This window comes from Kineococcus sp. AC630, assembly GCF_979255925.1.
On sequence record NZ_CEEDMJ010000010.1, the window covers coordinates 59,340 to 79,612 of the forward strand.

At 71.6% G+C, this 20,273-nt stretch carries 23 protein-coding genes; 6 read left to right on the forward strand and 17 right to left on the reverse strand.

The window, feature by feature from the left end:
* Nucleotides 1-46: 46 nt before the first annotated feature.
* Nucleotides 47-1,384, forward strand: a complete 1,338-nt coding sequence (locus AC0I8G_RS12115; RefSeq protein ID WP_471730140.1) for a hypothetical protein — start codon at nucleotides 47-49, stop codon at nucleotides 1,382-1,384.
* A gap of 3 nt (nucleotides 1,385-1,387) precedes the next feature.
* Here AC0I8G_RS12115 and AC0I8G_RS12120 read toward each other — a convergent pair whose 3' ends face one another.
* The 7 genes from AC0I8G_RS12120 to AC0I8G_RS12150 form a co-directional block, all read right to left on the reverse strand.
* Nucleotides 1,388-2,068 carry an urease accessory protein UreD gene (locus AC0I8G_RS12120; protein ID WP_471730141.1) on the reverse strand — a complete coding sequence of 227 codons (681 nt, stop codon included), beginning with the start codon at nucleotides 2,066-2,068 and terminating at the stop codon, nucleotides 1,388-1,390.
* Entirely contained in the window at nucleotides 2,065-2,784 is a 720-nt protein-coding gene (gene ureG, locus AC0I8G_RS12125) for an urease accessory protein UreG (protein WP_471730142.1), read from the reverse strand. Before ureG ends, AC0I8G_RS12120 begins: the two co-directional genes overlap by 4 nt.
* Nucleotides 2,777-3,439, reverse strand: coding sequence for an urease accessory protein UreF (locus AC0I8G_RS12130; protein WP_471730143.1), 663 nt, complete (start codon nucleotides 3,437-3,439; stop codon nucleotides 2,777-2,779). Before AC0I8G_RS12130 ends, ureG begins: the two co-directional genes overlap by 8 nt.
* Nucleotides 3,439-5,136, reverse strand: coding sequence for an urease subunit alpha (locus tag AC0I8G_RS12135; protein WP_471730144.1), 1,698 nt, complete (start codon nucleotides 5,134-5,136; stop codon nucleotides 3,439-3,441). The genes AC0I8G_RS12130 and AC0I8G_RS12135 overlap by 1 nt, the downstream gene beginning before the upstream one ends.
* On the reverse strand, nucleotides 5,129-5,758 hold the full coding sequence (locus AC0I8G_RS12140) for an urease subunit gamma (RefSeq protein WP_380161860.1): 630 nt from the start codon (nucleotides 5,756-5,758) through the stop codon (nucleotides 5,129-5,131). Before AC0I8G_RS12140 ends, AC0I8G_RS12135 begins: the two co-directional genes overlap by 8 nt.
* Nucleotides 5,755-7,410, reverse strand: a complete 1,656-nt coding sequence (locus tag AC0I8G_RS12145; protein ID WP_471730145.1) for a purine-cytosine permease family protein — start codon at nucleotides 7,408-7,410, stop codon at nucleotides 5,755-5,757. The genes AC0I8G_RS12140 and AC0I8G_RS12145 overlap by 4 nt, the downstream gene beginning before the upstream one ends.
* A 164-nt stretch (nucleotides 7,411-7,574) precedes the next feature.
* Nucleotides 7,575-8,684 (reverse strand): substrate-binding domain-containing protein, encoded by a 1,110-nt coding sequence (locus AC0I8G_RS12150; protein ID WP_471730146.1) that lies wholly within the window; start codon nucleotides 8,682-8,684, stop codon nucleotides 7,575-7,577.
* A 32-nt stretch (nucleotides 8,685-8,716) separates the two neighbouring features.
* Here AC0I8G_RS12150 and AC0I8G_RS12155 point away from each other — a divergent pair, with 32 nt between their 5' ends.
* Nucleotides 8,717-9,064 carry a MarR family winged helix-turn-helix transcriptional regulator gene (locus AC0I8G_RS12155; protein WP_328291632.1) on the forward strand — a complete coding sequence of 116 codons (348 nt, stop codon included), beginning with the start codon at nucleotides 8,717-8,719 and terminating at the stop codon, nucleotides 9,062-9,064.
* Here the strand turns inward: AC0I8G_RS12155 and AC0I8G_RS12160 are convergent, their stop codons facing one another.
* From AC0I8G_RS12160 to AC0I8G_RS12170, 3 genes are read right to left on the reverse strand one after another with little or no spacing between them, the layout of a single operon-like run.
* Nucleotides 9,065-9,844, reverse strand: coding sequence for an alpha/beta hydrolase family protein (locus tag AC0I8G_RS12160; protein ID WP_471730147.1), 780 nt, complete (start codon nucleotides 9,842-9,844; stop codon nucleotides 9,065-9,067).
* A gap of 6 nt (nucleotides 9,845-9,850) precedes the next feature.
* Entirely contained in the window at nucleotides 9,851-11,257 is a 1,407-nt protein-coding gene (locus AC0I8G_RS12165) for an FAD-dependent monooxygenase (protein ID WP_471730148.1), read from the reverse strand.
* Nucleotide 11,258: 1 nt separating this feature from the next.
* A complete protein-coding gene (locus tag AC0I8G_RS12170; protein ID WP_471730149.1) occupies nucleotides 11,259-11,465 on the reverse strand; it encodes a DUF4229 domain-containing protein in 207 nt (68 codons plus the stop codon).
* 109 nt (nucleotides 11,466-11,574) lie between these two features.
* Here AC0I8G_RS12170 and AC0I8G_RS12175 point away from each other — a divergent pair, with 109 nt between their 5' ends.
* Complete coding sequence (locus AC0I8G_RS12175; protein ID WP_471730150.1) at nucleotides 11,575-11,943, forward strand: VOC family protein; 369 nt, start codon at nucleotides 11,575-11,577, stop codon at nucleotides 11,941-11,943.
* A gap of 36 nt (nucleotides 11,944-11,979) precedes the next feature.
* On the opposite strand, the gene AC0I8G_RS12180 is transcribed toward AC0I8G_RS12175, so the two are convergent.
* Complete coding sequence (locus AC0I8G_RS12180) at nucleotides 11,980-12,906, reverse strand: helix-turn-helix transcriptional regulator (protein WP_471730269.1); 927 nt, start codon at nucleotides 12,904-12,906, stop codon at nucleotides 11,980-11,982.
* Between the two features lie 97 nt (nucleotides 12,907-13,003).
* Here AC0I8G_RS12180 and AC0I8G_RS12185 point away from each other — a divergent pair, with 97 nt between their 5' ends.
* Both AC0I8G_RS12185 and AC0I8G_RS12190 read left to right on the forward strand, forming a co-directional pair.
* On the forward strand, nucleotides 13,004-13,567 hold the full coding sequence (locus tag AC0I8G_RS12185) for a DinB family protein (protein ID WP_471730151.1): 564 nt from the start codon (nucleotides 13,004-13,006) through the stop codon (nucleotides 13,565-13,567).
* A 1-nt stretch (nucleotide 13,568) separates the two neighbouring features.
* Entirely contained in the window at nucleotides 13,569-14,006 is a 438-nt protein-coding gene (locus AC0I8G_RS12190; RefSeq protein ID WP_471730152.1) for a VOC family protein, read from the forward strand.
* 25 nt (nucleotides 14,007-14,031) lie between these two features.
* Here the strand turns inward: AC0I8G_RS12190 and AC0I8G_RS12195 are convergent, their stop codons facing one another.
* Nucleotides 14,032-14,454 (reverse strand): TetR/AcrR family transcriptional regulator C-terminal domain-containing protein, encoded by a 423-nt coding sequence (locus AC0I8G_RS12195; RefSeq protein ID WP_471730153.1) that lies wholly within the window; start codon nucleotides 14,452-14,454, stop codon nucleotides 14,032-14,034.
* 250 nt (nucleotides 14,455-14,704) lie between these two features.
* Here AC0I8G_RS12195 and AC0I8G_RS12200 point away from each other — a divergent pair, with 250 nt between their 5' ends.
* Complete coding sequence (locus tag AC0I8G_RS12200; protein ID WP_471730154.1) at nucleotides 14,705-14,965, forward strand: putative quinol monooxygenase; 261 nt, start codon at nucleotides 14,705-14,707, stop codon at nucleotides 14,963-14,965.
* Between the two features lie 147 nt (nucleotides 14,966-15,112).
* Here the strand turns inward: AC0I8G_RS12200 and AC0I8G_RS12205 are convergent, their stop codons facing one another.
* From AC0I8G_RS12205 to AC0I8G_RS12225, 5 genes are read right to left on the reverse strand one after another with little or no spacing between them, the layout of a single operon-like run.
* The gene (locus AC0I8G_RS12205; RefSeq protein WP_380262684.1) at nucleotides 15,113-16,090 is read right to left on the reverse strand and encodes a 3-hydroxyacyl-CoA dehydrogenase family protein; all 978 of its coding nucleotides are present in this window, start codon (nucleotides 16,088-16,090) and stop codon (nucleotides 15,113-15,115) included.
* Nucleotides 16,091-16,147: 57 nt separating this feature from the next.
* A complete protein-coding gene (locus tag AC0I8G_RS12210) occupies nucleotides 16,148-16,945 on the reverse strand; it encodes a triose-phosphate isomerase family protein (protein ID WP_471730155.1) in 798 nt (265 codons plus the stop codon).
* A 29-nt stretch (nucleotides 16,946-16,974) separates the two neighbouring features.
* Nucleotides 16,975-17,475: a ribose-5-phosphate isomerase gene (locus AC0I8G_RS12215; protein WP_471730156.1), complete on the reverse strand. Its 501-nt coding sequence runs from the start codon at nucleotides 17,473-17,475 to the stop codon at nucleotides 16,975-16,977.
* Between the two features lie 13 nt (nucleotides 17,476-17,488).
* Nucleotides 17,489-19,198 (reverse strand): dihydroxyacetone kinase family protein, encoded by a 1,710-nt coding sequence (locus AC0I8G_RS12220; RefSeq protein WP_471730157.1) that lies wholly within the window; start codon nucleotides 19,196-19,198, stop codon nucleotides 17,489-17,491.
* Between the two features lie 22 nt (nucleotides 19,199-19,220).
* Nucleotides 19,221-20,237 (reverse strand): sugar phosphate isomerase/epimerase family protein, encoded by a 1,017-nt coding sequence (locus AC0I8G_RS12225; protein ID WP_380161869.1) that lies wholly within the window; start codon nucleotides 20,235-20,237, stop codon nucleotides 19,221-19,223.
* Nucleotides 20,238-20,273: the final 36 nt, after the last annotated feature.

Consider the following 20,273-nt stretch of genomic DNA (forward strand, 5'->3'; position numbering starts at 1 on the left):
GGGCAGAGCCCGACGACGGGCTGCGGCGTCGCGGAGTGGAGGTACCTTGCCGGTCGGCGGACACGAATTCGGCCCCGACGAACTCGCCCGAACCCTCGAGCACGCGTTCGGTGAGCTGAGTGGTCCGCCCGCGGCCGTCACCTTGTTGCACCGCACCGGGAACTGGTTGTCCGCCCTGGACACGGCCGGGTTCATCGAGATCGGCCCACCGCACCCCGACGACCCCGACGCCCGCCCGCGCGCCACGATCGCGTGGACGGAGGCGCTGGCCGCCGCGGAGCACGGTGGTGCCCTCGCCTCGCGCAGCCTCGACCTGCACCTCGACGACGACCCCTACGCCGTCGAGCCGGATCCCGACCAGCCCCGTCGCGACGTCCCCGTGCTCCGGCTGGCCGCCGGCCTCGCGGGGGCCGTCGCGGTCGACCTGCGCAGCGACCTGTCCGGGCTGGACCGGCCGATGACGGCCGTGCTGCTCGCCGCGATCAGCGCGGCCACGCAGGCGCACGTCCACCAGTTCCGAGCGGTGCGTGAGGACGGCCGCCCGTCCTCACGGGGGTCGATGCGCTGGGTGGGCCCGCTCTACGACTGGAGCGACGCTGAGGCCGAGGTGCAGCGCTGGGTCGGTTCGGACGAGCCGTCCGGTCCGTGGCGCCAGGGACGGCTGTCCCTGTACCCGGCGGCCGACGCGGAAGCAGACCTCCTGCGCGCCGCCCTCGCGAACCCCTACCCGGTCGCGGACCTCCCGCTCAGCGACCACCTGCGCCGGGTGCTCTGTGCGCTGCCGCCCGAGAGCCACCACCGCGGCTACCGCTCCCGTGGCGGAGGGGGCGGGGGCCAGGACAGCGTGGAGGCGACCATGGTCCGCCATCCCCGGGGCGAGGTGGAGTCGTGGCTCGGGTTCCCGCTGCCGACGCTGACCTCACTGGAAGAGCAAGGGCACGAACTGGTGTGCGTCACCCACCGGCTTCCGTGGGACGGCCCCGGTGGTGCGTTGCCGATTCGAGGCAGTCTGCTGCCCAACGGCGAACCGGTGCAGGTGGACGTCTCGTTGCTCTGGGTCCCACCGGGAACCGATCTGGCGGAGGTGTCGCTCGACGACGCGCAGGTCGAGAGCTGGGTGACGGGCCTGGTGCACTGGTCACCCGTCCCCCGGCCGCGGCCGGACCACCGGAAGCGGACGACCTCGTTCACGCAGGCAGCCGGCGGATGCACCGGCGTCACGGTGCGGGGGACCCGGGTCGGTGTCCAGCACCGGGACGCGGGTCACACCCGGATCGGCTGGTCACGGCGCGAGGGTGGGGAGGAGTTCGGCCTGTCGTTGCACGTGCCCGCCGAACCCGTCGAGGCTCTGGAAATCGTCCTGGCGGGACGGGACGTCCCCTGAACCTCAGATCCGCCCGGGGAGACCGCCCACACGGGGAGGCACCGGGGAGCGGTGCTGGTCCGTGCCGAGCCAGCGCAGCAGGGTTCCGGGTCCCTGCAGTTGCAGGGCGTCGGGGTGCTCGAACCGCTCGCCGAACCGGCTGAGGGTGTCGAGGCACCGAGCGGTGCCGAGGACGGCGGGCGAGCGCCGGACGGCGTCGACGGTCAGGTCGAGGTCCTCCACGAGCAGGGGTTTCCCGGCCAGGTCGACGTGGGTGGTGGAGCGCAGTGAACCGCCGCGTTCGCCGGTGCGGCCCAGCACGAACGTCTCCCGCAGTTCGGCGACGGCCCCGGGACCCAGCGACACGTCGAGGGAGCGGGTGACCTCGGCCCCGTCGGCGACGACGAACGGTTCTCCGGCCCAGGACAACCTCGCGCCGGGTGCGACGTCCACGGTGGTGGTCCACGTCGAGGCGGGTCCACCCCGGCCGTCGTAGGCGACGGTGCCCGCCACCTCGACGAGTTCCAGCGTGCAGCCCTCGGAGACGCTCACGTCGATGCGCACGTCGTCGCCGGCGAGGAGCAGCGCTCGGGCCCCGACGAGGGCCACGCGCGCGGACGCGACGCAACGGGTGAGGAGCTTCGGTGCGAACGCCCCGGTGACGAGGTCGAGGGAACCGTTGCGGTGCAGGTGGATCCTGGTCACGCGTGGGTGTGGGCGGTGATCGCGCCGTCGTCCCCCCGGTGGAAGTGCGGGGCCATCGGGCCCGGGTCGACGGGGGAGTGCGTTCCGGAGCGGAAGCGCGCGACGACGCCGTGCAGCCAGTCCGTGAGTTCGGTGACGGACGCCGCGTCGGTGCGGGACAGGGCGATGACGGGGCGGCCGTCGCGGGCGTGGGTCGCGTCCGCCTGCATCCGGGCGACGTCGACCCCGACGTGCGGTGCGAGGTCGGTCTTGTTCACCACCAGCAGGTCCGCGCGGGCGATCCCCGGGCCACCCTTGCGGGCGACGTCACCGCCGCCGGCGACGTCGAGGACGAAGATCTGCGCGTCGACGAGGGCGGGGGAGAAGGTGGCGGTGAGATTGTCGCCACCGGATTCGACGAGGACGACGTCGAGGGGGTCGAAGTCGTGCTCGAGGTCCTCCACGGCCAGCAGGTTGGCCGTGACGTCGTCGCGGATGGCGGTGTGCGGGCAGGCCCCGGTCTCGACCGCGCGGATGCGTTCGGGTTCCAGCACGCCGGCGGAACGCAGGAACCGGGCGTCCTCGTCGGTGTAGATGTCGTTGGTGATGACGCCCAGGCGGTAGGTGTCGCGCAGTTCCCGGCAGAGCAGGGCGATGAGGGAACTCTTGCCGGTCCCCACCGGCCCGGCGACGCCGAGGCGGAAGGAGCGGTTCGCGTGGTGGTGGTGCTCAGGCATGGAACAACCTCTGTTTCGTCCGGTCGTGCAGGAGGGAGAACTGTTCGAGCAGCGGGGCCGATCCGGCGGGGATCGCGGACGGTTCGGTGAGCCGGGCGCAGCGCTCGACGAGGTCCTCGACGAGGGGGTGGGCGGCGAGCGCCCACCCGGTGGTCTCGAGGGGGTCGCACGGGTCGAGCTTCAGGGCGGCGGCGGTGACGGTGGCGATGTCCTCGTGCCCGCAGAGGCGGACGAGTCGTGCTGCGTCCAGTCCGGCGACGGCGGCCAGTGCGCCGAGGACGAGGGGGCGGGGTGGGGTGCGACCGAGGTGCGCCCAGACCGGGTCGGGCCAGGTGCGTCCGGCGAGGCGCAGGTAGCCGCGCCCGAGGGTGCGCGAGACCGTCCGCAGCGGGCCGCTGGGCGTTCTGGCCGCCCAGGCGTCTTCGACTTCCTGGAGGTCGAGATCGGCGAGGACGTGGTGGCGGGCGACGACGGCGGTCCCGGCCTCGACGGCGACGACGGTCGTGAGCCGTCCGCGGAGGAACTCCGGGACGTCCGCCGCCGTGGCCCCGCCGTGGGTCACGGCGGGTTCCAGGCCGGCGGACTGGGTGTGCCCGCCGACGGGCAGGCGTGCGTCGGCGAGCAGGGTGAGCAGGAGGTCCGGGGAGTCCGCCATCAGAACAGCTGGTACCGCTGAGCGAGCGGGAGTTCGGTGGCCGGGGAGGGTTCCACGAGGTCGCCGTCGATGGTGATGGCGAAGGTCTCCGGGTCGACCTCGATGCGGGGCAGTGCGTCGTTGTGGACCATCTGCGCCTTCCCGACGCCGCGGGTGTCGCGCACGGGCTCGAGCCTGCGCCGCAGCCCGAGACGGCCTTCGAGGCCGTCGGCCAGGGCGGCCGGGGACACGAAGCTGACCGAGACGTCCGCGCCGTTGGCGTGCATCAGCGCGGGGCGCAGCAGGACGGGTTGGGGGGTGGGGATGGAGGCGTTCGGATCTCCCAGGGCGCCGAGCACCAGTGCTCCGCCCTTGAGCACCACCGAGGGCCGGATGCCGAAGAAGGCGGGGTCCCACAGGACGAGGTCGGCCAGCTTCCCGACCTCGACGGATCCCACGAGGTGGTCGATGCCGTGGGCGATGGCGGGGTTGATCGTGTACTTGGCGACGTAGCGGCGGGCGCGTTCGTTGTCGGCTCGCGCGTCCATGCCGCCGAACCGGAGCTTCATGACGTGCGCGACCTGCCAGGTCCGGGTGATGACCTCGCCGATGCGGCCCATCGCCTGGGCGTCGGAACTGGTGATGGAGAGGGCTCCGAGGTCGTGCAGGACGTCCTCGGCCGCGATCGTCGTGGCCCGGATCCGGGACTCGGCGAAGGCGAGGTCCTCGGGGACGGCCGGGTTCAGGTGGTGGCAGACCAGCAGCATGTCGAGGTGCTCGGGGACCGTGTTCACCGTGTGCGGCAGCGTCGGGTTCGTGGAACCCGGGATGACGTGCGGGAGGCCGGCGATCGTGATGATGTCCGGCGCGTGGCCGCCGCCGGCGCCCTCGGTGTGGAACGCGTGGATGGAGCGGCCGGCGATGGCGCCGATCGTGGAGTCGACGTAGCCGGCCTCGTTGAGGGAGTCGGAGTGCAGGGCGACCTGCAGGCCGAACTCGTCGGCGGCGCGCAGGGCGGCGTCGATCGCGGCGGGGGTCGACCCCCAGTCCTCGTGGACCTTGTAACCGGCCGCGCCGGCGAGGGCCTGCTCGGCGAGGCCCTCGGCGGACACCGTGTTGCCCTTGCCCAGCAGCAGCACGTTCACCGGTAGCGCGTCCAGCGCCCGGTGGGCCTGGGCGAGGTGCCACGACCCGGGGGTGACCGTCGTCGCCTTCGTCCCCTCGCTGGGGCCGGTACCCCCGCCGGCGAGGGTGGTCAGCCCCGCGGCCAGGGCCTCGTGGACCTGGGAGGGGGAGATGAGGTGCACGTGGGTGTCGATGCCACCGGCGGTGAGGATGCGTCCCTCACCGGAGATGACGTCGGTGGAGGGACCGATGTGGAGGTCGGGGTGGACCCCGTCGGCGATGTCGGGGTTCCCGGCCCGGCCGATCGCGGAGATCCGGCCGTCGCGGACGCCGACGTCGGCGCGGTAGATCCCGCTGTGGTCGAGGACGACGGCGTTGGTGATGACGGTGTCGGGGGCGCCGGCGGCCCGGGTCGTGGTGCCCTGGGCCATGGACTCGCGGATCGACTTGCCGCCGCCGAAGACGGCTTCCTCACCGCCGGCGGTGAGGTCCTGCTCGATCTCGATCCAGAGGTCGGTGTCACCGAGGCGGACCTGGTCGCCGGTGGTGGGGCCGTACAGCGCGGCGTAGGCGCTGCGGTCGATCTCAACCACGCGAGGACTCCTTGATCTGCAGGCCGGGGACGAGGCGGTTCCCGCGCAGGGCGACGGCCTGGACCAGGCGGGAGACGCCGGGTTCGAAGCGGAGCGAGGTGCCGGAGGGGACGTCGAGCCGGAAACCCGCGGCGGCGGCGCGGTCGAAGCGGAGCGCCGGGTTGGCGTCGGGGAGGTGCAGGTGCGAACCGATCTGGACCGGGCGGTCGCCGGTGTTCTCGACGAGCAGTTCGAGGCGTTCCCCGGGGGTGCGGTCGCCGTTGAGGACGATCGTGCCCGGACGGACCCGGACCGCGCCGGGACCTTCGGTGGGGGCACCGCCCTGGACGGGGTGGTGCAGGGTCACGAGTTTGCGTCCGTCCGGGAACGTCGCCTCGACCTGCACGTCGTGGAGCATCTCGGGGACCCCGGTCATGACCTGGTCGGCACGCAGGACGTGACGACCGGACTCCATGAGGTCGGCGACGAGGGCGCCTTCGCGGGCCCGTTCCAGCACCCACGTGGAGAGCAGGGCGACGGCCTCGGGGTGGTTGAGGAGGACTCCCCGCTCGAGGCGGTCGCGGGCGACCATGCCCGCGACCGCCAGGAGGAGCTTCTCGGTGTCGGCCGGGCTGAGGTTCACGGGTGGACCGTACCCCCGGTGGCGGGCAGGACGTGGTCGGACACCTTGTCGGTGCTGAGGCAGAGCGAGCAGACGACGTCGTCGTGGGTGAGGCAGGCGGTGACGTCGGGACGTTCGTAGTCCTGGCGGCAGACGTGGCAGGTGAGGACGGCGCCGGAGGGGTTGCCGTCCTCGTCGTACATCGGCAGCGCGATGCCGTCGTCGCTGCGGCGCAGGTAGTACTTCCCCTTCGTGGCCAGCGCCAGGACCGGCGGGCAGAGCACCGCGAGGACGATGGCGACGACGGGGGAGTAGGGCTGCAGACCGGCGCCGAACCCGCCGAAGAACACGACGATGGACAGCCCCGCCGAGAGTAGGACCGAGACGAACCCGACGGGGTTCACCGGGTAGAGCATCCCACGGCGGAACTCCGCGACGGTTGGGGAGATCTTGAGGATGCCCTTGTTCACGACGATGTCGGTGGCGACGGTCACGACCCAGGCCATGGCGCAGTTGGCGTAGAAACCCAGGATGGTGTTGAGGAAGTCGAACATGTTCGACTCCATCAGCGTCAGCGCGATGACCAGGTTGACGACGACGAAGACGATCCGGCCGGGGTAGCGCTTGGTGACCCGGGTGAAGGAGTTCGTCCAGGCCAGCGAACCCGAGTAGGCGTTCGTCACGTTGATCTTGATCTGGCTGATGACGACGAGGATGACGGCGAGGGTCATGGCCAGCCAACCCGGCATCATCTCCTCGTAGACGCCGAGGAACTGGTGCACGGGTTCGTTCGCGGTGGCCGCGGCCTGGGGGTCGAGGGAGGCGATGAGGTAGACGGCGAGGAACAGTCCGACGGCCTGCTTGAGCGCGCCGAAGACGACCCAGCCGGGGCCGGCGAGGACCACCGCGGTCCACCACTTCCGCCGGTTCTGCGCGGTGCGCGGCGGCATGAACCGCAGGTAGTCGATCTGTTCGGCGATCTGGGCCATCAGCGAGAGGCAGACCCCGGCCGCGAGCAGGACGGAGGCGGTGCTGATCGAGGCGCCCGAACCGTCCTCGCCGTCGTAGGCGAAGAAGGTGTCCACCGAGTCGGGGTGGCTGGCGACGAGGTAGACGAAGGGGATGACCATGAGGACGAGCCAGAACGGCGTGGTCCAGACCTGCATCTTCGACAGGGCCTTCATGCCGAAGACGACCAGGGGGATCACCAGGATCGTCGAGATCGCGTACCCGATCCAGCGGGGGATCCCGAGGCCGAGTTCGAGGCCCTGGGCCATGATCGATCCCTCGAGGGCGAAGAAGATGAACGTGAACGTCGCGAAGATGACGTTGGTGAGGACGGAACCGTAGTAGCCGAACCCGGAGCCGCGGGTGATGAGATCGAGGTCGATGTTGTACCGCGCCGCGTAGTAGGCCAGCGGGAAACCGCTGACGAAGATGACGACGGCGGCGACGAGGATGCCGAGGAGGGCGTTGGTGGTCCCGTGGGCGATGCCGATGTTCGCGCCGATGGAGAAGTCGGCGAGGTAGGCGATGCCGCCGAGGGCTGAGGTCGCGACCACGGCGGGGGTCCAGCGGCGGTAGCTGCGGGGGGCGAACCGCAGCGTGTAGTCCTCGAGGGTCTCCGAGGTGGCGGCGCTGACGTGGTGCGCGCTCGTGGTGTCTTGGGTCATCCCGGGCCTCCGGCGACGTCGGATCGCTTCCAACTGGAAGCGTTCTGACGCTAGGGCGTCACCCGTTCGGCGGTCAACGAACTGGTGTTCCCGATCGTGTTGCAGCGCAAGGAATCGCGAAAGTTGATCTGCTGGAAAAGCTGCCGAAACACGCCGGAAACACCTCAGAGCGGCGGCGAGGAAGGACCGGACACCTCGGCCAGCACCTCGAACTCCAGTCCCACCGCCGCGGCGACGTGCACGCGGTGCCCCGCGCGGCCCCGGCGCATCTCCACCGTCCCGTGCGGGGTCTCCCAGGCCCACCGCGACCGGGCGCGGTCCAGGTCGTCCGCACCGGGTGGCGCGCGGTGCCCCACGTCGGCCAGTAGTTTCAGGGCCAGGTAGGTGCTCTCGGCCATCGTCCCGGGCGACGGCACCGCCAGCCCCGGGGAGGTGCCCGCGACCCGGTCGAAGGTGCGGGCGAAACCCGCGCTGAAGTCCAGGGCGGCCGCGGTGCCGAGACCGGCGAACCAGCCGGCGGACGCGAACAGCCCCCGGGTCGTCCCGGGCCCGCTGGCCAGCAGCATCGTCTCGTCCATGAAGGGGCTGAACCGGACCAGGTCCCCGTCCAGGTCCGCGGCGTGGAACTCGCGGTTGAACCGGGCGCCGTCCGCACCCACGAGCAGCATGACCACTCCGTCGACCCGGGACGCGCTGCGCTGCAGCGTGTTCAGCAGTACGGACCACACCTCGTCGTCGTCGCAACCGAGCGGTAGCCAGTGCTGACCCCGCAGGTGGATCCCGGACCCGGCCAGCGTCCGCGCCACCCGCGCGGCCGTGGCCCGCGGCCAGACGTAGTCGTCGCCGACGACGAGCCAGCGCCGCCAGCCGAACTCCTCGCGCAGGAACCCGAGTGCCGCGACCACCTGCTCCCCGGGGAGCTCTCCCGTGCACAGCACCCCGTCACGGGCCTCGCCGCCCTCGTAGGCGGTGGCGTAGACGTAGGGGACCCGGCCGGCGAGCGCCGGGGCGACGGCTTCGCGGACGCTGGAGAGGTGCCAGCCGGCGACGGCGTCGACGTGGCCGCGGGTGACGGCGAGGTCGAGGGTGTCGGCGACCTGGTCGGGATCGAGTCCGGCGTCGACGTCGAGGAGTTCCAGGGGGCGGCCGCCGATGCCGCCGTGGGCGTTGACCTCCTCGGTGGCGAGGTGGGCGGCGACGCGGCAGGACAGCCCGAACATGCCGGCGGGTCCGCGGCGGGGGACGGCCAGCGCGACGCGGTAGCTGTCTGGCATGCTGGCCACGATCCCACGAGCGAGGAGGTCGGGTGGTGGTTGCGGTCCCGACGAGTCCGGCGGTCGAGTTGCTCGACCGGTTGCGGGCGGCGGCGCTGTTGCAGAACCTCCTGGCCGAGGCGTTGCGCGGTAGTGATCTGACGGTGGACCGGTGGCGGTGCCTGGCGCTGGTGGCGCAGCGGCCGGGGGCGTCGATGAGCGACCTGGTGGAGGTTCTCGTGATGGCGCCGGCGACGGCGAGCCGGGCGGTCGACGCGTTGGTGGACCTGGGGTTGCTGTACCGGGGTTTGGATCCGGCGGACCGGCGGCGGGTGGTCCTGCGGGTCTCCGGCGAGGGGGAGCGGGTCCTGGACGGGCTGGACCTGCCCGTCCCTTCCTGATCAGACGCTCGTGGGCGGGGAGACGTCCTTGAGGTACTGGTCGGCCCAGGCGCTGATGATGTGCGCGGCGCGGCGGGCCTGGCCGCGGGCGATGAGCAGGTGGTCGGAGCCTTCGAGGGAGATGAAGCTCCGGGGGTGCTTGGCGGCCTTGAAGATCTCGCTGGCGTTGTCGATGCTGACGGTGTCGTCGGTGGGGGAGTGCATCACGAGCAGCGGGACCGAGAGCCGGTGGATCTGCTGCTTGAGGTCCGCGGTGCGGACGTCCTCGATGAAGGCGCGTTTGAGGGTGAGGGCGCGGCCTCCGACCATCCACTCGGCGTGACCTTCGGACATGACGCGTTCGACGAGGGCGTCGTAGTTGTGTTCGACGTGGCGGGGTTCGGAGGGCGAGGCGATGCTCGCGACGGCCTGCAGGTCGGGGATGCGGTTCGCGGCGGCGATGACGGCGGCACCGCCGAAGGAGTGTCCGACGAGGAGGGCGGCGGGGGTTCCGCGTTCGGCCATGAACCCGGCGGCGAGGACGGTGTCGGAGACCTTGTGGGTGAAGGACCCGTCGCCCCAGTCGCCTTCGGAGTCGCCGAGGCCGAGGTTGTCGAAGCGGAGCATGCCGATGCCCTCGGCGGCGAGGCCCTTGCAGATGCGGGACGCGGCGGGGGAGTCCTTGCCGAGGGTGAACCCGTGGGCGAAGATCCCCCACCCGCGGACCTGTCCCTCGGGCAGGTCGAGCAGGCCGGCGAGCTTCTGGCCGGTGGTGCTGAGGAAGGAGACCTGTTCTGCCACGACGGGTCAGCCTAGCGGGCCGAACCAGCGGGGGAGGTGTTCGTGCAGGTCGTGGGGGTCCCCGGTGTCGTCGCCGACCCAGGCGACGTGGCCGTCGGGGCGGACGAGGGCGGCGGGGACGCTGAGGTGGGTGTCGACGTGGACCTCCACGGAGGGCGTCCGGGGGTCGAGCGGGAACGTGCCGCGGTGGGTGAGGAGCCACTGGCCGGTGGGCTGGTGGACGTCGCGGAGCCGGCGGCCGACGAGGTCGTGGTGGCCGCCGAGGTCGTAGCGGATCGCGAGGCCGGTGATGCGTTCGACCAGGGCGCGGTTCACGGTCTCGAGGTCCATGAGCCCGGCGAGGAGACGTTTCGTGGCGCGGGGGCCGGGATCGTCGCGGCCGAGTTCGGAGAGGGCGGTGACGAGGTCGAGGACGTCGGCGCCGACGGGGTGACGTTCGGCGTGGTAGGTGTCCAGCAACCCTGCGGGGGCGCGGCCGGCGACCTCGGCGGCGAGTTTCCAGCCGAGGTTGAACGCGTCCTGCAGGCCGAGGTTGAGGCCTTGTCCGCCGGTGGGCGGGTGGACGTGGGCGGCGTCGCCGGCGAGGAGGACCCGCCCGGTGCGGTACTGCTCGGCCTGGCGGGTGGCGTCGGTGAAGCGGGAGAGCCAGCGCGGGTCGTGGGCGCCGAAGTCGGTGCCGGCGTGGTGGCGGAGCCGGCTGCGGAGTTCGTCGAGGGTGGGGTCCTCGTGGCCCGGGGTGACGCCGGCGGCGGGGACGACGACGCGGTGGAACCCGTCGCCGAGCGGGCCCGCGCCGAAACCTCGGAGCCGCTCGCGCACGGCGGTGACGACGGCGGTCACCTCGTCCTCGGGTGCACTGAGGCGGACCTCGGCGATGAGCGTCTCGTGCCGGGCGGGTTCACCGGTGAAGGCGGTCCGGAGGAGTTTCCGGACGGTGCTGCGGCCGCCGTCGCATCCGACGAGGTAGCGGGTGCGGAGCCGCTTCCCGTCGGTGAGTTCGACGGTGACCCCGTCGTCGTCCTGGGTGAGGCCGCTCAGTCCGGTGCCCCGGCGGAAGGTGACGCCCAGTTCGAGGGCGCGTTCGGTGAGCAGGCGTTCCGTCGTGGTCTGCGGGACCCCGAGGATGGAGTTGTGGCTGGTGGCGAGCGCCGGCCAGGGACGGTCGATGCCGGCGACGTAGCCCGCGGGGGTGAACGTCCTCCCGTGCGGGGTGAAGCGGTCGAGGAGGTCGCGGCTGTCGAGGATCTCGACGCTGCGCACGTGCAGTCCGAGGCCGCGGACGCGGTCGGAGGGGTCGGGGTCGCGTTCCAGGACGAGGACGTCGACGCCCTGCAGTCGGAGTTCGCAGGCGAGGAACGTCCCGGTCGGACCGGCGCCGACGACCACGACGTCAGGGGTCGTGTCGCGGGTCACGTCAGCGGGTGCGGCGTTGCGCCCGTGCGGCGATCCGGTCGGCGATCCGGCGGCGCTGGTCGCGCAGGAACACCGCGGACAGGACGACGGAGAGGACCAGGGCGACGGCGATCGAGAGCGGTGGCCGGACCCCGAGGAGGGTCAGGACGGCCAGGGGGAGGACGAGGAACCCGACCCGGAGGATCGCGAAGGTCACGTAGGGGTTCACAGCCACCACGCTACCGGTCCCACGCGCGGGGGTGGGTCTTGACCTGTGTCAGCTTCCTGACATACGGTCTGCGTGTCAGGCATCTGACACAGACGGAAGGGACACCCTCGTGCCGGTCACCGGACCCGACTTCATCTCGCTGCAGGCGAGCGACCTCACCGCCTCCCGGGAGTTCTACGAGCACTACCTCGGTCTCCTCCGCTCCCCGGCCGGTCCCCCGCACGCCGTGGTCTTCGAGACCGCGCCCATCGCCTTCGCCCTGCGCGACGTCGTGCCGGGCACCGACCTCGACGCCGTCGCGCAGCCGGGCGTCGGGGCGGCGATCTGGTTGCACGCCGACGACGTCCAGGACATCCACGACGCCCTCGTCGCCGGCGGCCACCGCATCGTCTCGGCGCCGGTCGACGGGCCCTTCGGGCGCACGTTCACCTTCGCCGACCCCGACGGCTACCAGATCACCCTCCACGACCGCGCCTGAGTCGAGCCCCGCGCTGACTTAGGCCTGCGGGAAGTCCTACCCCGTCCCCGCGCCGCCTAGTTCCCGCAGGGTGCGGGCCAGCCGGGTCGCGGCCTCCCGCAGTTCCGGCGGTTCCAGGACCTCGGCGGGGATCCCGAGCCGGGCGATGTGGGCGGCGATCCAGTCGAGGTCGTCGCCGCCGACCTCGAGGACGCAGTGGGTCCCCTCGTCGTGCACGAGGCCGATCGTCGGGGGGACGAGTTCGCGGACCGTCCGGGCCGGGGCGTGCAGGCGGACCCGGACGAGCCACCGGTAGGGGACCGTGGTGACGGAACGCTGGACGTGCTCCACCGGGTCCGGGTGCTCCCGCGCTCGGAACCGCCACGTCGTCGCGCGGACGTCGCGCATGCGGTCCAGCCGGAACGTGCGCCAGTCGTCGCGGTCGACGTCGAAGGCCATGAGGTACCAGCGCCGACCGGTCGTGACCATCCGCACGGGTTCCACCGTCCGCTCGCTCTCGCCCCCTTCGCGGGCGGGGTAGTGGAAACGGACCCGGAGCAGGTCGCGGCAGGCGCGGGCGAAGGTGACGAGGACGTCCGCGTCGATCGTCACCCCGTCGGCCACCAGGGTGTCGGTGGCGGTGTGCACGGCGCGGACCTGCTCGCGCAGCCGGGGTGGCATGACCTGGTCGAGCTTGGCCAGCGCCCGCAGGGCCGCCTCGGCCGCCCCGCTGACGGTCCCCCCGCTGGCCAGGCGCAACGAGACGGCGGTGGCGATCGCCTCCTCGTCGTCGAGGAGCAACGGCGGCATCCGGGCGCCGGCACCGAGGCGGTACCCGCCCCCCACGCCGGAGGTCGCGCGCACGGGGTAGCCCAGCGAACGCAGCCGCTCGGCGTCGCGACGGATCGAGCGTTCGGTCACCCTGAGCTCAGCGGCCAGCTCGGCGGCCGTCCAGGACCTTCGTCGTTGGAGCAGGCCCAGCATCCGGAGCACGCGCTCGGTGGTCCCTTCCCCGCCCACCCCACGATCCTGGCACCGATCGCGGACGAAAGCTGTCCGCGATCGGGGTCACGGTGGTCCCATGAGCGTTGAGAGCTGGAACCGACTCCTGCGGGAGCAGATGAACCGGCACTGGGAGCACCAGGTGCGGAGGGGACTCGACGGGCTCACCGACGAGGAGTACTTCTGGGAACCGTCCCCCGGCAGCTGGAACGTCCGTCCCCGGGGGAGCAGCACCGCACCCGTGCAGGGTGGCTCGGGGGTGATGACGATCGACTTCGCGTACCCCGAACCGAGTCCCCCGCCCCTGACGACGATCGCCTGGCGGCTCGGGCACGTGATCGTCGGCTGCCTCGCCCTCAGGAACGCCGCGCACTTCGGCCGGGCGGCCACCGACTACTTCACCTTCGACTACGCCCCGGACGCCGCGACCGCCCTGCGCCAGCTCGACACCGAGTACGCGACCTGGCTCGCCGGGGTGGAGTCGTGGGGCGAGGACGGTCTGCTCGAACCCTGCGGACCCGCGGAAGAGGGGTACGCCGACGCCCCGAGGGCGGCCCTGGTGCTGCACATCCACCGTGAACTCATCCACCACCTGGCCGAGGTGTCGCTGCTGCGCGACCTGTTCCGCACGAGGGAGGCCTGACGTGGCGCGGGAACTGCAGATCGCGATCGACTGCGCCGATCCGGCCCGCCTCGCCGGGTTCTGGGCGGAAGCCCTCGGCTACCGGGTCCAGGGACCGCCGCCGGGGTTCGACACCTGGGCCGCGGCGCTCGACGCCTGGCAGGTGCCCGAGGGGCAGCGCAACGGCGCCTCGGCCGTCGTGGACCCGTCCGGATCCGGACCGCGGGTGTTCTTCCAGCGGGTTCCCGAGGAGAAGCGGGTCAAGAACCGGCTGCACCTGGACGTCCGTGCCGCTCCCGGACTCACCGGACCGGAACGGATGGCGGCGTTGGAGCGCGAGGCCGACCGCCTCGTCGGCCTCGGCGCGCACCGGGTCGCCCGTCTCGAACCCGCCCCACCCCTCGGAGCCGGCCACCTGGTGCTCGCCGACCCCGAGGGGAACGAGTTCTGTCTCGACTGACCTGCGGCCGACGAGAGGCCGGGGTTCAGGTGTCCGTCGGCAGGAGCGACAGGCCGTCGAGGATGATCTCCACGCCGGCACGGAACTGCTCGCGGTCGTCGTGGTTGCGCAACCGATCGGCGACGCGGGTCAGGAAGGGCAGGCCCGCGGCGTCGACCTCGTCGGTGAGCGCCGACGTCGCGCCGCTCAGGAACGTCGACCGGTCGAACCGCCGTCCGGGCTGAGCGCCGGGGAGTCTTGTCCCGGCGTCGTGCTGACTCGCGACACCGAGGACGTGGTGCACGAGCAGCGAGGCGGCGTCGAACTGGAAGGGCTCGGGCACCCCCAGCGCGTCGAGTTCCGTCCCGATGCGGTCGAACAGGCGCAGGACGGCGGGCTGCCACGGAGCGGCGGTCAGCTGCGTCCCCAGCCAGGGGTGAGCACCGATGGCGTCGAAGACTCCCAGCACCAGCGTCCGGACGCCCTGTCTCGCCCCGGTGCCCGTGGTGGTGGATCGCCCCGGCGCCGGTCGAGAGGTGTGCGGCCAGGGACCGGAACGTCAACGCCTCCACGCCCCCCGCGTCCAGGACCTCGATCGCCGCGTTCACGATGCGGGCCGTGGACAGGCGATGCGCCGCTGCGTCGTTCCACACCAGGAGGCACCACATGCTCGACGCACGTCAACCGGGGACCGTCCTGAAGTTCACCGCCAAGCCCGGGTGTGGTGCAGGCTGTTCGAACTGACCAACAGCCTGCACCACACCGGTGACCCCGACGGTCCCACCGACTGGGTCCTGTGCCGCGCCGAGGACGACCCCGACACCCTGTGGGCGTTCGAGTTCTACGCGGACGACGCGTCCTTCGAGCGCCACTTCTCCGACCCCGTCATCGACGCCAACCACGACGAGGTCATCGAGCTGCTCGCCGGGCCGCCGATGCGGGTCGTGGTGCGTCCCGTCTTCTCGGGTTTTGCCGGCTGAGGAGGGTGGGTCAGGGCACCTGGGCGATGACCAGGACGCCGAGGACGAGTGGGGCGTGGACACGGAAGGTCCACGCCCCACTCAGGTCTCGCAGGTGCCGTCGAACCCGCCCGGGAAGTCCTGGGCGAGTTCGCGGCGGTCAGGAACTCATTCCGCCAGCGGCGAGGGGCCGAGCTCGGCCAGGAGCTCGCCCATCTTCTGGTAGGCCTTGTTGCGGTAGTCGATCAGCGCGGCCAGCTTCTCCGGCTCGAGCTCGAGGAACCCGGAACCGGTCTTCGTGCCGTACTTGCCGGCGTCGACGAGCGCGGTGAGGTTCGCCGGCGCGGAGAGACGCTCGCCGAAGTGGCCCTCGAGGACCTTGAAACCCTTGGCGTAGACGTCGAGCCCGGCCATGTCGGCGATCGCGAACGGCCCGAAGAACGGCAGCCGGAAGCCGAAGGTCGTGGAGACGATCGTGTCGACGTCGGCGGGGGTGGCGACACCCTCCTCGACGACCGACATGGCTTCCTTCAGCAGCACGTACTGCAGGCGGTTCAGGACGAAACCGGGGACGTCCTTCACCTGCGCGCCACGGCGGCCGGCGCGGGTGAGCAGGTCCTCGATGAGCGGCAGGACGGCCGGGTTGGTCGCCTCACCCATCACGAGCTCGACACCCGGGATGAACGGCGCCGGGTTGGAGAAGTGCACGGTGAGGAACATCGACGCGTCCTCGAACGCCTCGGCCAGGACCTTCACCGGGATGGTCGAGGTGTTGGTGCCGATGATGGTGCCGGGGGTGACGGCCTTCTCCACGCGGGAGAGGACGTCCTTCTTGACCTGCGGGTCCTCGAAGACGGCTTCCTCGACGAAGTGGACGTCGGCGACGGCCTCCTCGATGGAGTCCGCGGGGTGGAACTTCTCCTTGAGGGTGTCGGTGCTGCCCGCGGGGAACAGTCCCTGGGCCTCGAAGAGCTCCGACTCCTTCAGGAGGCGCTCGTAGTTGCGCTGCGTCGACTCCTTGTCGGCGTCGGCGAGCCACACGTCGTTGCCGGCCAGCGCGAGCGACTGGGCGATGCCGCCGCCCATGTAGCCGGTGCCGATCTGGGCGACCTTGGTGATCTTGTCGGTGCGGGGTGCGAGAGGCATGGGAGGTCTCCTGGTGTGGTGGTGGCTGGTTCGACGGTGAACCGGACCTCCCGCGCCTCAGGCGCGGTCGGCCGGCTCGTCGGCCGTGTCGGTGTGGTGTGCGTTGAGCGGGTGGTCCGCGATCTCCTGGATCACGAGCCGGAAGTTGGCGACGTCGTGGGCGAAGCGGCCCAGGAACAGGCCGTCCACGCCCTCGGCGACGTCGGTGAACATGCCCGGGCCGGCGCTGCCGCCGTAGAGGATGCGGGTGACCCCACGACGGTGCGCGAGGGCGTCGCGCAAGCGGGTGGTGACCCCGACGACGTGCTCCGGCGGGGCCGGTTCGGTCTGCCCGATGGCCCAGTTCGGTTCGTAGCCGATGACGACCTCGGCCTCGGAGGGCACGTCCTCGAGCGCGGCCAGCACCTGGCTGATCGTGGTGCGGGCGGCGTCGGGGACGTCGATGCGCACGTTCTCGCCGATGCAGATCAGCGGGACCAGCCCGTTGCGCGCGGCCGCGGCCGCCTTGCGGGCGGTCACGATGTCGTCCTCGGCGAACATGCGGCGGCGTTCGGCGTGCCCGATCTCGACGAACCGGGCCCCGGCCTCGCGCAGCGCCGCCGGCGACACCTCGCCGGTCAGCGCCCCGAAGTCCTCCCACGAGGCGTCCTGGGCGCCCACGGCGATGCCCGTGCCGCGCAGGAGGTCGACGCCGGTGGTGATGTTGAGGAAGTCGGGGATGACGAACGCGTCCACGCCGCTACCCGCCACGTCGCGACCGAGGGTCGCGACGTCGGCGAGGTAGCTGCGCGTGCGGGCCAGGGAGAAGTACATCTTCAGGCTGACCCCGACGAGCGGGCGGGGACGAGTCGTCATGGTGCGCGGGCTCCAGATCTAGGTGGGCATCAGCAGGACCCGACGGTACCTGCCTCGCCCTCCGTCGCGGTCTCGTACCCGGTGATGGCGTCGACCTTCTCCGCCGAGGCGGAGGTCTCGTCGAAGACGTAGCCCAGGAACTCCTTCGCCAGCCGGCGGGCGAGCTCCTTGCCGATGACCCGCTCACCCAGGGTCAGGACCTGGGCGTTGTTGGAGAGCACCAGACGCTCCACCGAGAAGGAGTCGTGGGCGACGGAGGCCCGGATGCCGGGGACCTTGTTGGCCGCGATGGCCACGCCCATGCCGGTGCCGCAGACGAGGATGCCGCGGTCGGCTTCGCCTGCGGCGATCTTGCGGGCGGCGGCGACGGCGACGTGGGGGTAGGCGGTCTTGTCGGTGTCGCTGTCGACGCCGACGTCGAGGACCTCCTTGACCCGGGGGTCCTTGAGCAGGTCGGCCTTGATGGCGTTCTTGTAGGAGACACCGGCCTCGTCGGCGGCCAACACCACACGCCACTGCAGATCAGTCATGCGCTTTCCTTCCTCAGAGCTTGTCGGCGACGGTGCGCGTCACCAGCGCGAGCGAGACGGCACCGGCGTCGGGGTGACCGATGGAGCGCTCCGCCAACGGCCGCGCCCGCCCGATCTGCGGTCGCAGCTGCTTCGTCGCCTCGGCGGCGTCCGTCGCCGCCTGCGACGCCGTGGTGAAGGCCGTCTTCAGGTCGTCGCCGGCGGCGATGCGCTCGGCGAGGGTCTCCGCGAAGGGGACCTGGGAGTCGAGCATCGTCTTGTTGCCGACGCGGGCACCGGCGAGGCGCATCACGGCCTCCACCGACGCGGTGGCGCCTTCGGAGACCTGCTCCGGCGTCGGCGTGCCCTCGTCGCCGAGCTTGTCGGCGAACGCGTGCAGCAGCACGCCCCAGATCACCCCGGAGGTGCCGCCGGCGCGGTCGGCCCACGCCGCACCCGCCGCGGACAACGTCGATGCGGCACCGGCCCCCGCGTCGGCGGCCGTCCGGGCCGCCTGCGCGGCCGCGACGGAGCCGTTGACCATGCCGGTGCCGTGGTCGCCGTCACCGGCGATGGCGTCGATGCGCCCGAGTTCCGCTTCCGCGTCCTTGAGGACCTCGCGCACGGCCTCGATGAGCCCGGCGATCTTCTGCCCCGACTCCTGAGCCGCCGCGGGAGTGCCGCTGTAGTCGGCGACCTCGTCCTCGGGGACGACGTACGTCGGGGCCGGGGTCGTCTCGATGCTCGCGCCGACGCTGAGCGCCGGGCACTGTGCCGGGTCCGTCCACAGCTTCTCGAGTTCCTCGTCCAGCCACGTCACCGTGAGCGAGCAACCCGCCATGTCCAGGCTGGTGACGAGTTCCCCGACCTGGGGGGCGACGATCTCGTAACCCGCGGCCCGCAGCTGCTTCGCGATGGGCACGTAGAGCAGGAACAGCTCCTCGTACTTGGTGGAGCCGAGGCCGTTGACCAGCACCGCGATCCGCCCGGAGTCCGGCGCGTCGTCGGGCTTGCCGGCGAGGACCTTCTCCACGAGCAGGGTCGCGATCTCCTCCGGGGTGCCGATGGGCTCCTCGGAGATCCCCGGCTCACCGTGGATGCCGAGCCCGATGGCCATGTTCCCCGGGGTGACGGTGAACAACGGCTCGGTCTCACCGGGGAGGGTGCAGCCGGCGAAGGCGATGCCCATCGAGCGGGTGACGTCGTTGACGTGACGGGAGACCCGCACGACGTCCTCGAAGTCGTAACCGGCCTCCGCGGCGGCACCGGCGATCTTGAAGGCGACGACGTCCCCGGCGATGCCCCGGCGTTCCCCGTTGGCGCCCTGGCCCTCGGAGGCGACGTCGTCGGTCACGACGAGCAGTTCCGCGGGGATGCCCTCGGCGCGCAGGCGTTCCGCGGCGAGGCCGAAGTTGAGGATGTCACCGGCGTAGTTGCCGAAGCCCAGCAGGACCCCGCCGCCGCGGTTCGCGGCCTTGGCCACGTCGTAGACCCAGCGGGTGGAGGGGGAGGCGAAGACGTTGCCGCACACGGCGGCGTCGGCCAGGCCCGGCCCGACGTAGCCGGCGAAGGCCGGGTAGTGCCCGGACCCGCCGCCGGCGATGACGGCGACCTTCCCGTCGGGGGTGGCGGTGGAGCGGATCACCCCGTGCGGCACCGGCTGCACGAAGTGGGAGTAGAGGTCCACGAACCCGGCAACGGAATCGTCGACGAACGAGGACGGGTCCCCGAAGATCTTCGTCATGCGAACGGTCTCCTTCGATCGCTCAGTGGTTCACGGCGGAGCTGCTGAACTGCTTCCAGGTCGTCGCCCTGGGCAGGACGCGACGGATGTACTCGCGGTTCGTGGCGCCGACGCTGATGCTGTCGCCGCCGTAGTGTTCCACGCAGAAGGCGCCCCGGAACCCGGCCTCGATGGCCATCGTGATCGCCTTGCGGTAGTTGATCGTGCCGAACTCCAGGGGAGCCGGGTGGGTGCGGACGGAACCGGTGCCGGGTTCCTCGTCGCGGTAGTAGTTCTTGAGGTGCCAGTAGTTCGTGTAGGGGAACGTCTTGGCGGCGATCTCCTCCCACGGCTCCACCTCGCGGTGCAGGCGCAGGATGTTGCCGAAGTCCGGGTTGAGGCCGACGTTGTCGAAGCCCACGTCCTGGACGAACTGCACCATGCCGTCGGCGGTGCCGAGGTAGGTGTCCTCGTACATCTCCAGGGCGATCTGGACGCCGACGCTCTGGGCGTGCGCGGCCAGTTCCTTGATCTTCGCGACGGCGACGGCGCGGACGTCGTCGCTGAAGTCGTCGGAGTAGCCGGGCTGCAGCCAGAACCACAGGGCCTTGGCCTGGTCGGGGGTGAAACCGCGCATGAAACCGAAGTTCACGACCGGGATGCCGATCGCGGCGCACGCGTCGATGGCGCGGTGGGAGTAGGCGAGGTTCTCGTCGGCCTTCTCGTGGTCCATCACCGAACGACGCGAGGTCGAGAACGCCGGGATCGTCAGCCCGGCCTGACGCACCGTGGCCGAGAACTCGTCGAGACGCTCGGGGGAGAGGTCCGCGATCCGGATCCAGGTGTCGGTCGGGTCGATGCTCGTGTAGCCCGCGTCGGTCATGACCTCGAGCGTCTGCGCCCACCCCTCGGCGGACTGCTCCTGCACCGTGGTGCCGTCCTTCAGGACGTGCGGGTGCGGCATCATCGGGACGGTGATCGGCCAGTTCTGGCGGGTCAGCACGTCCGGGAAGCCGTCGAACACGCGAGTGCTCGTCGGGGTGTGCGCGTCGTCGCTCACGGTGTCACTCCAAAAGGTCGTCCGTTGAGTCAGATT

Excerpts from the sequence above, each read along its gene's own strand:
- AC0I8G_RS12220 (WP_471730157.1), bottom strand. The coding sequence starts at position 19,198 with ATGACGAAGATCTTCGGGGACCCGTCCTCGTTCGTCGACGATTCCGTT.
- AC0I8G_RS12130 (WP_471730143.1), bottom strand. The coding sequence starts at position 3,439 with ATGGCGGACTCCCCGGACCTCCTGCTCACCCTGCTCGCCGACGCACGC.
- AC0I8G_RS12150 (WP_471730146.1), bottom strand. The coding sequence starts at position 8,684 with ATGCCAGACAGCTACCGCGTCGCGCTGGCCGTCCCCCGCCGCGGACCC.
- AC0I8G_RS12185 (WP_471730151.1), top strand. The coding sequence starts at position 13,004 with ATGAGCGTTGAGAGCTGGAACCGACTCCTGCGGGAGCAGATGAACCGG.
- AC0I8G_RS12210 (WP_471730155.1), bottom strand. The coding sequence starts at position 16,945 with ATGACGACTCGTCCCCGCCCGCTCGTCGGGGTCAGCCTGAAGATGTAC.
- AC0I8G_RS12180 (WP_471730269.1), bottom strand. The coding sequence starts at position 12,906 with ATGCTGGGCCTGCTCCAACGACGAAGGTCCTGGACGGCCGCCGAGCTG.
- AC0I8G_RS12145 (WP_471730145.1), bottom strand. The coding sequence starts at position 7,410 with ATGACCCAAGACACCACGAGCGCGCACCACGTCAGCGCCGCCACCTCG.
- AC0I8G_RS12215 (WP_471730156.1), bottom strand. The coding sequence starts at position 17,475 with ATGACTGATCTGCAGTGGCGTGTGGTGTTGGCCGCCGACGAGGCCGGT.
- ureG (WP_471730142.1), bottom strand. The coding sequence starts at position 2,784 with ATGCCTGAGCACCACCACCACGCGAACCGCTCCTTCCGCCTCGGCGTC.
- AC0I8G_RS12205 (WP_380262684.1), bottom strand. The coding sequence starts at position 16,090 with ATGCCTCTCGCACCCCGCACCGACAAGATCACCAAGGTCGCCCAGATC.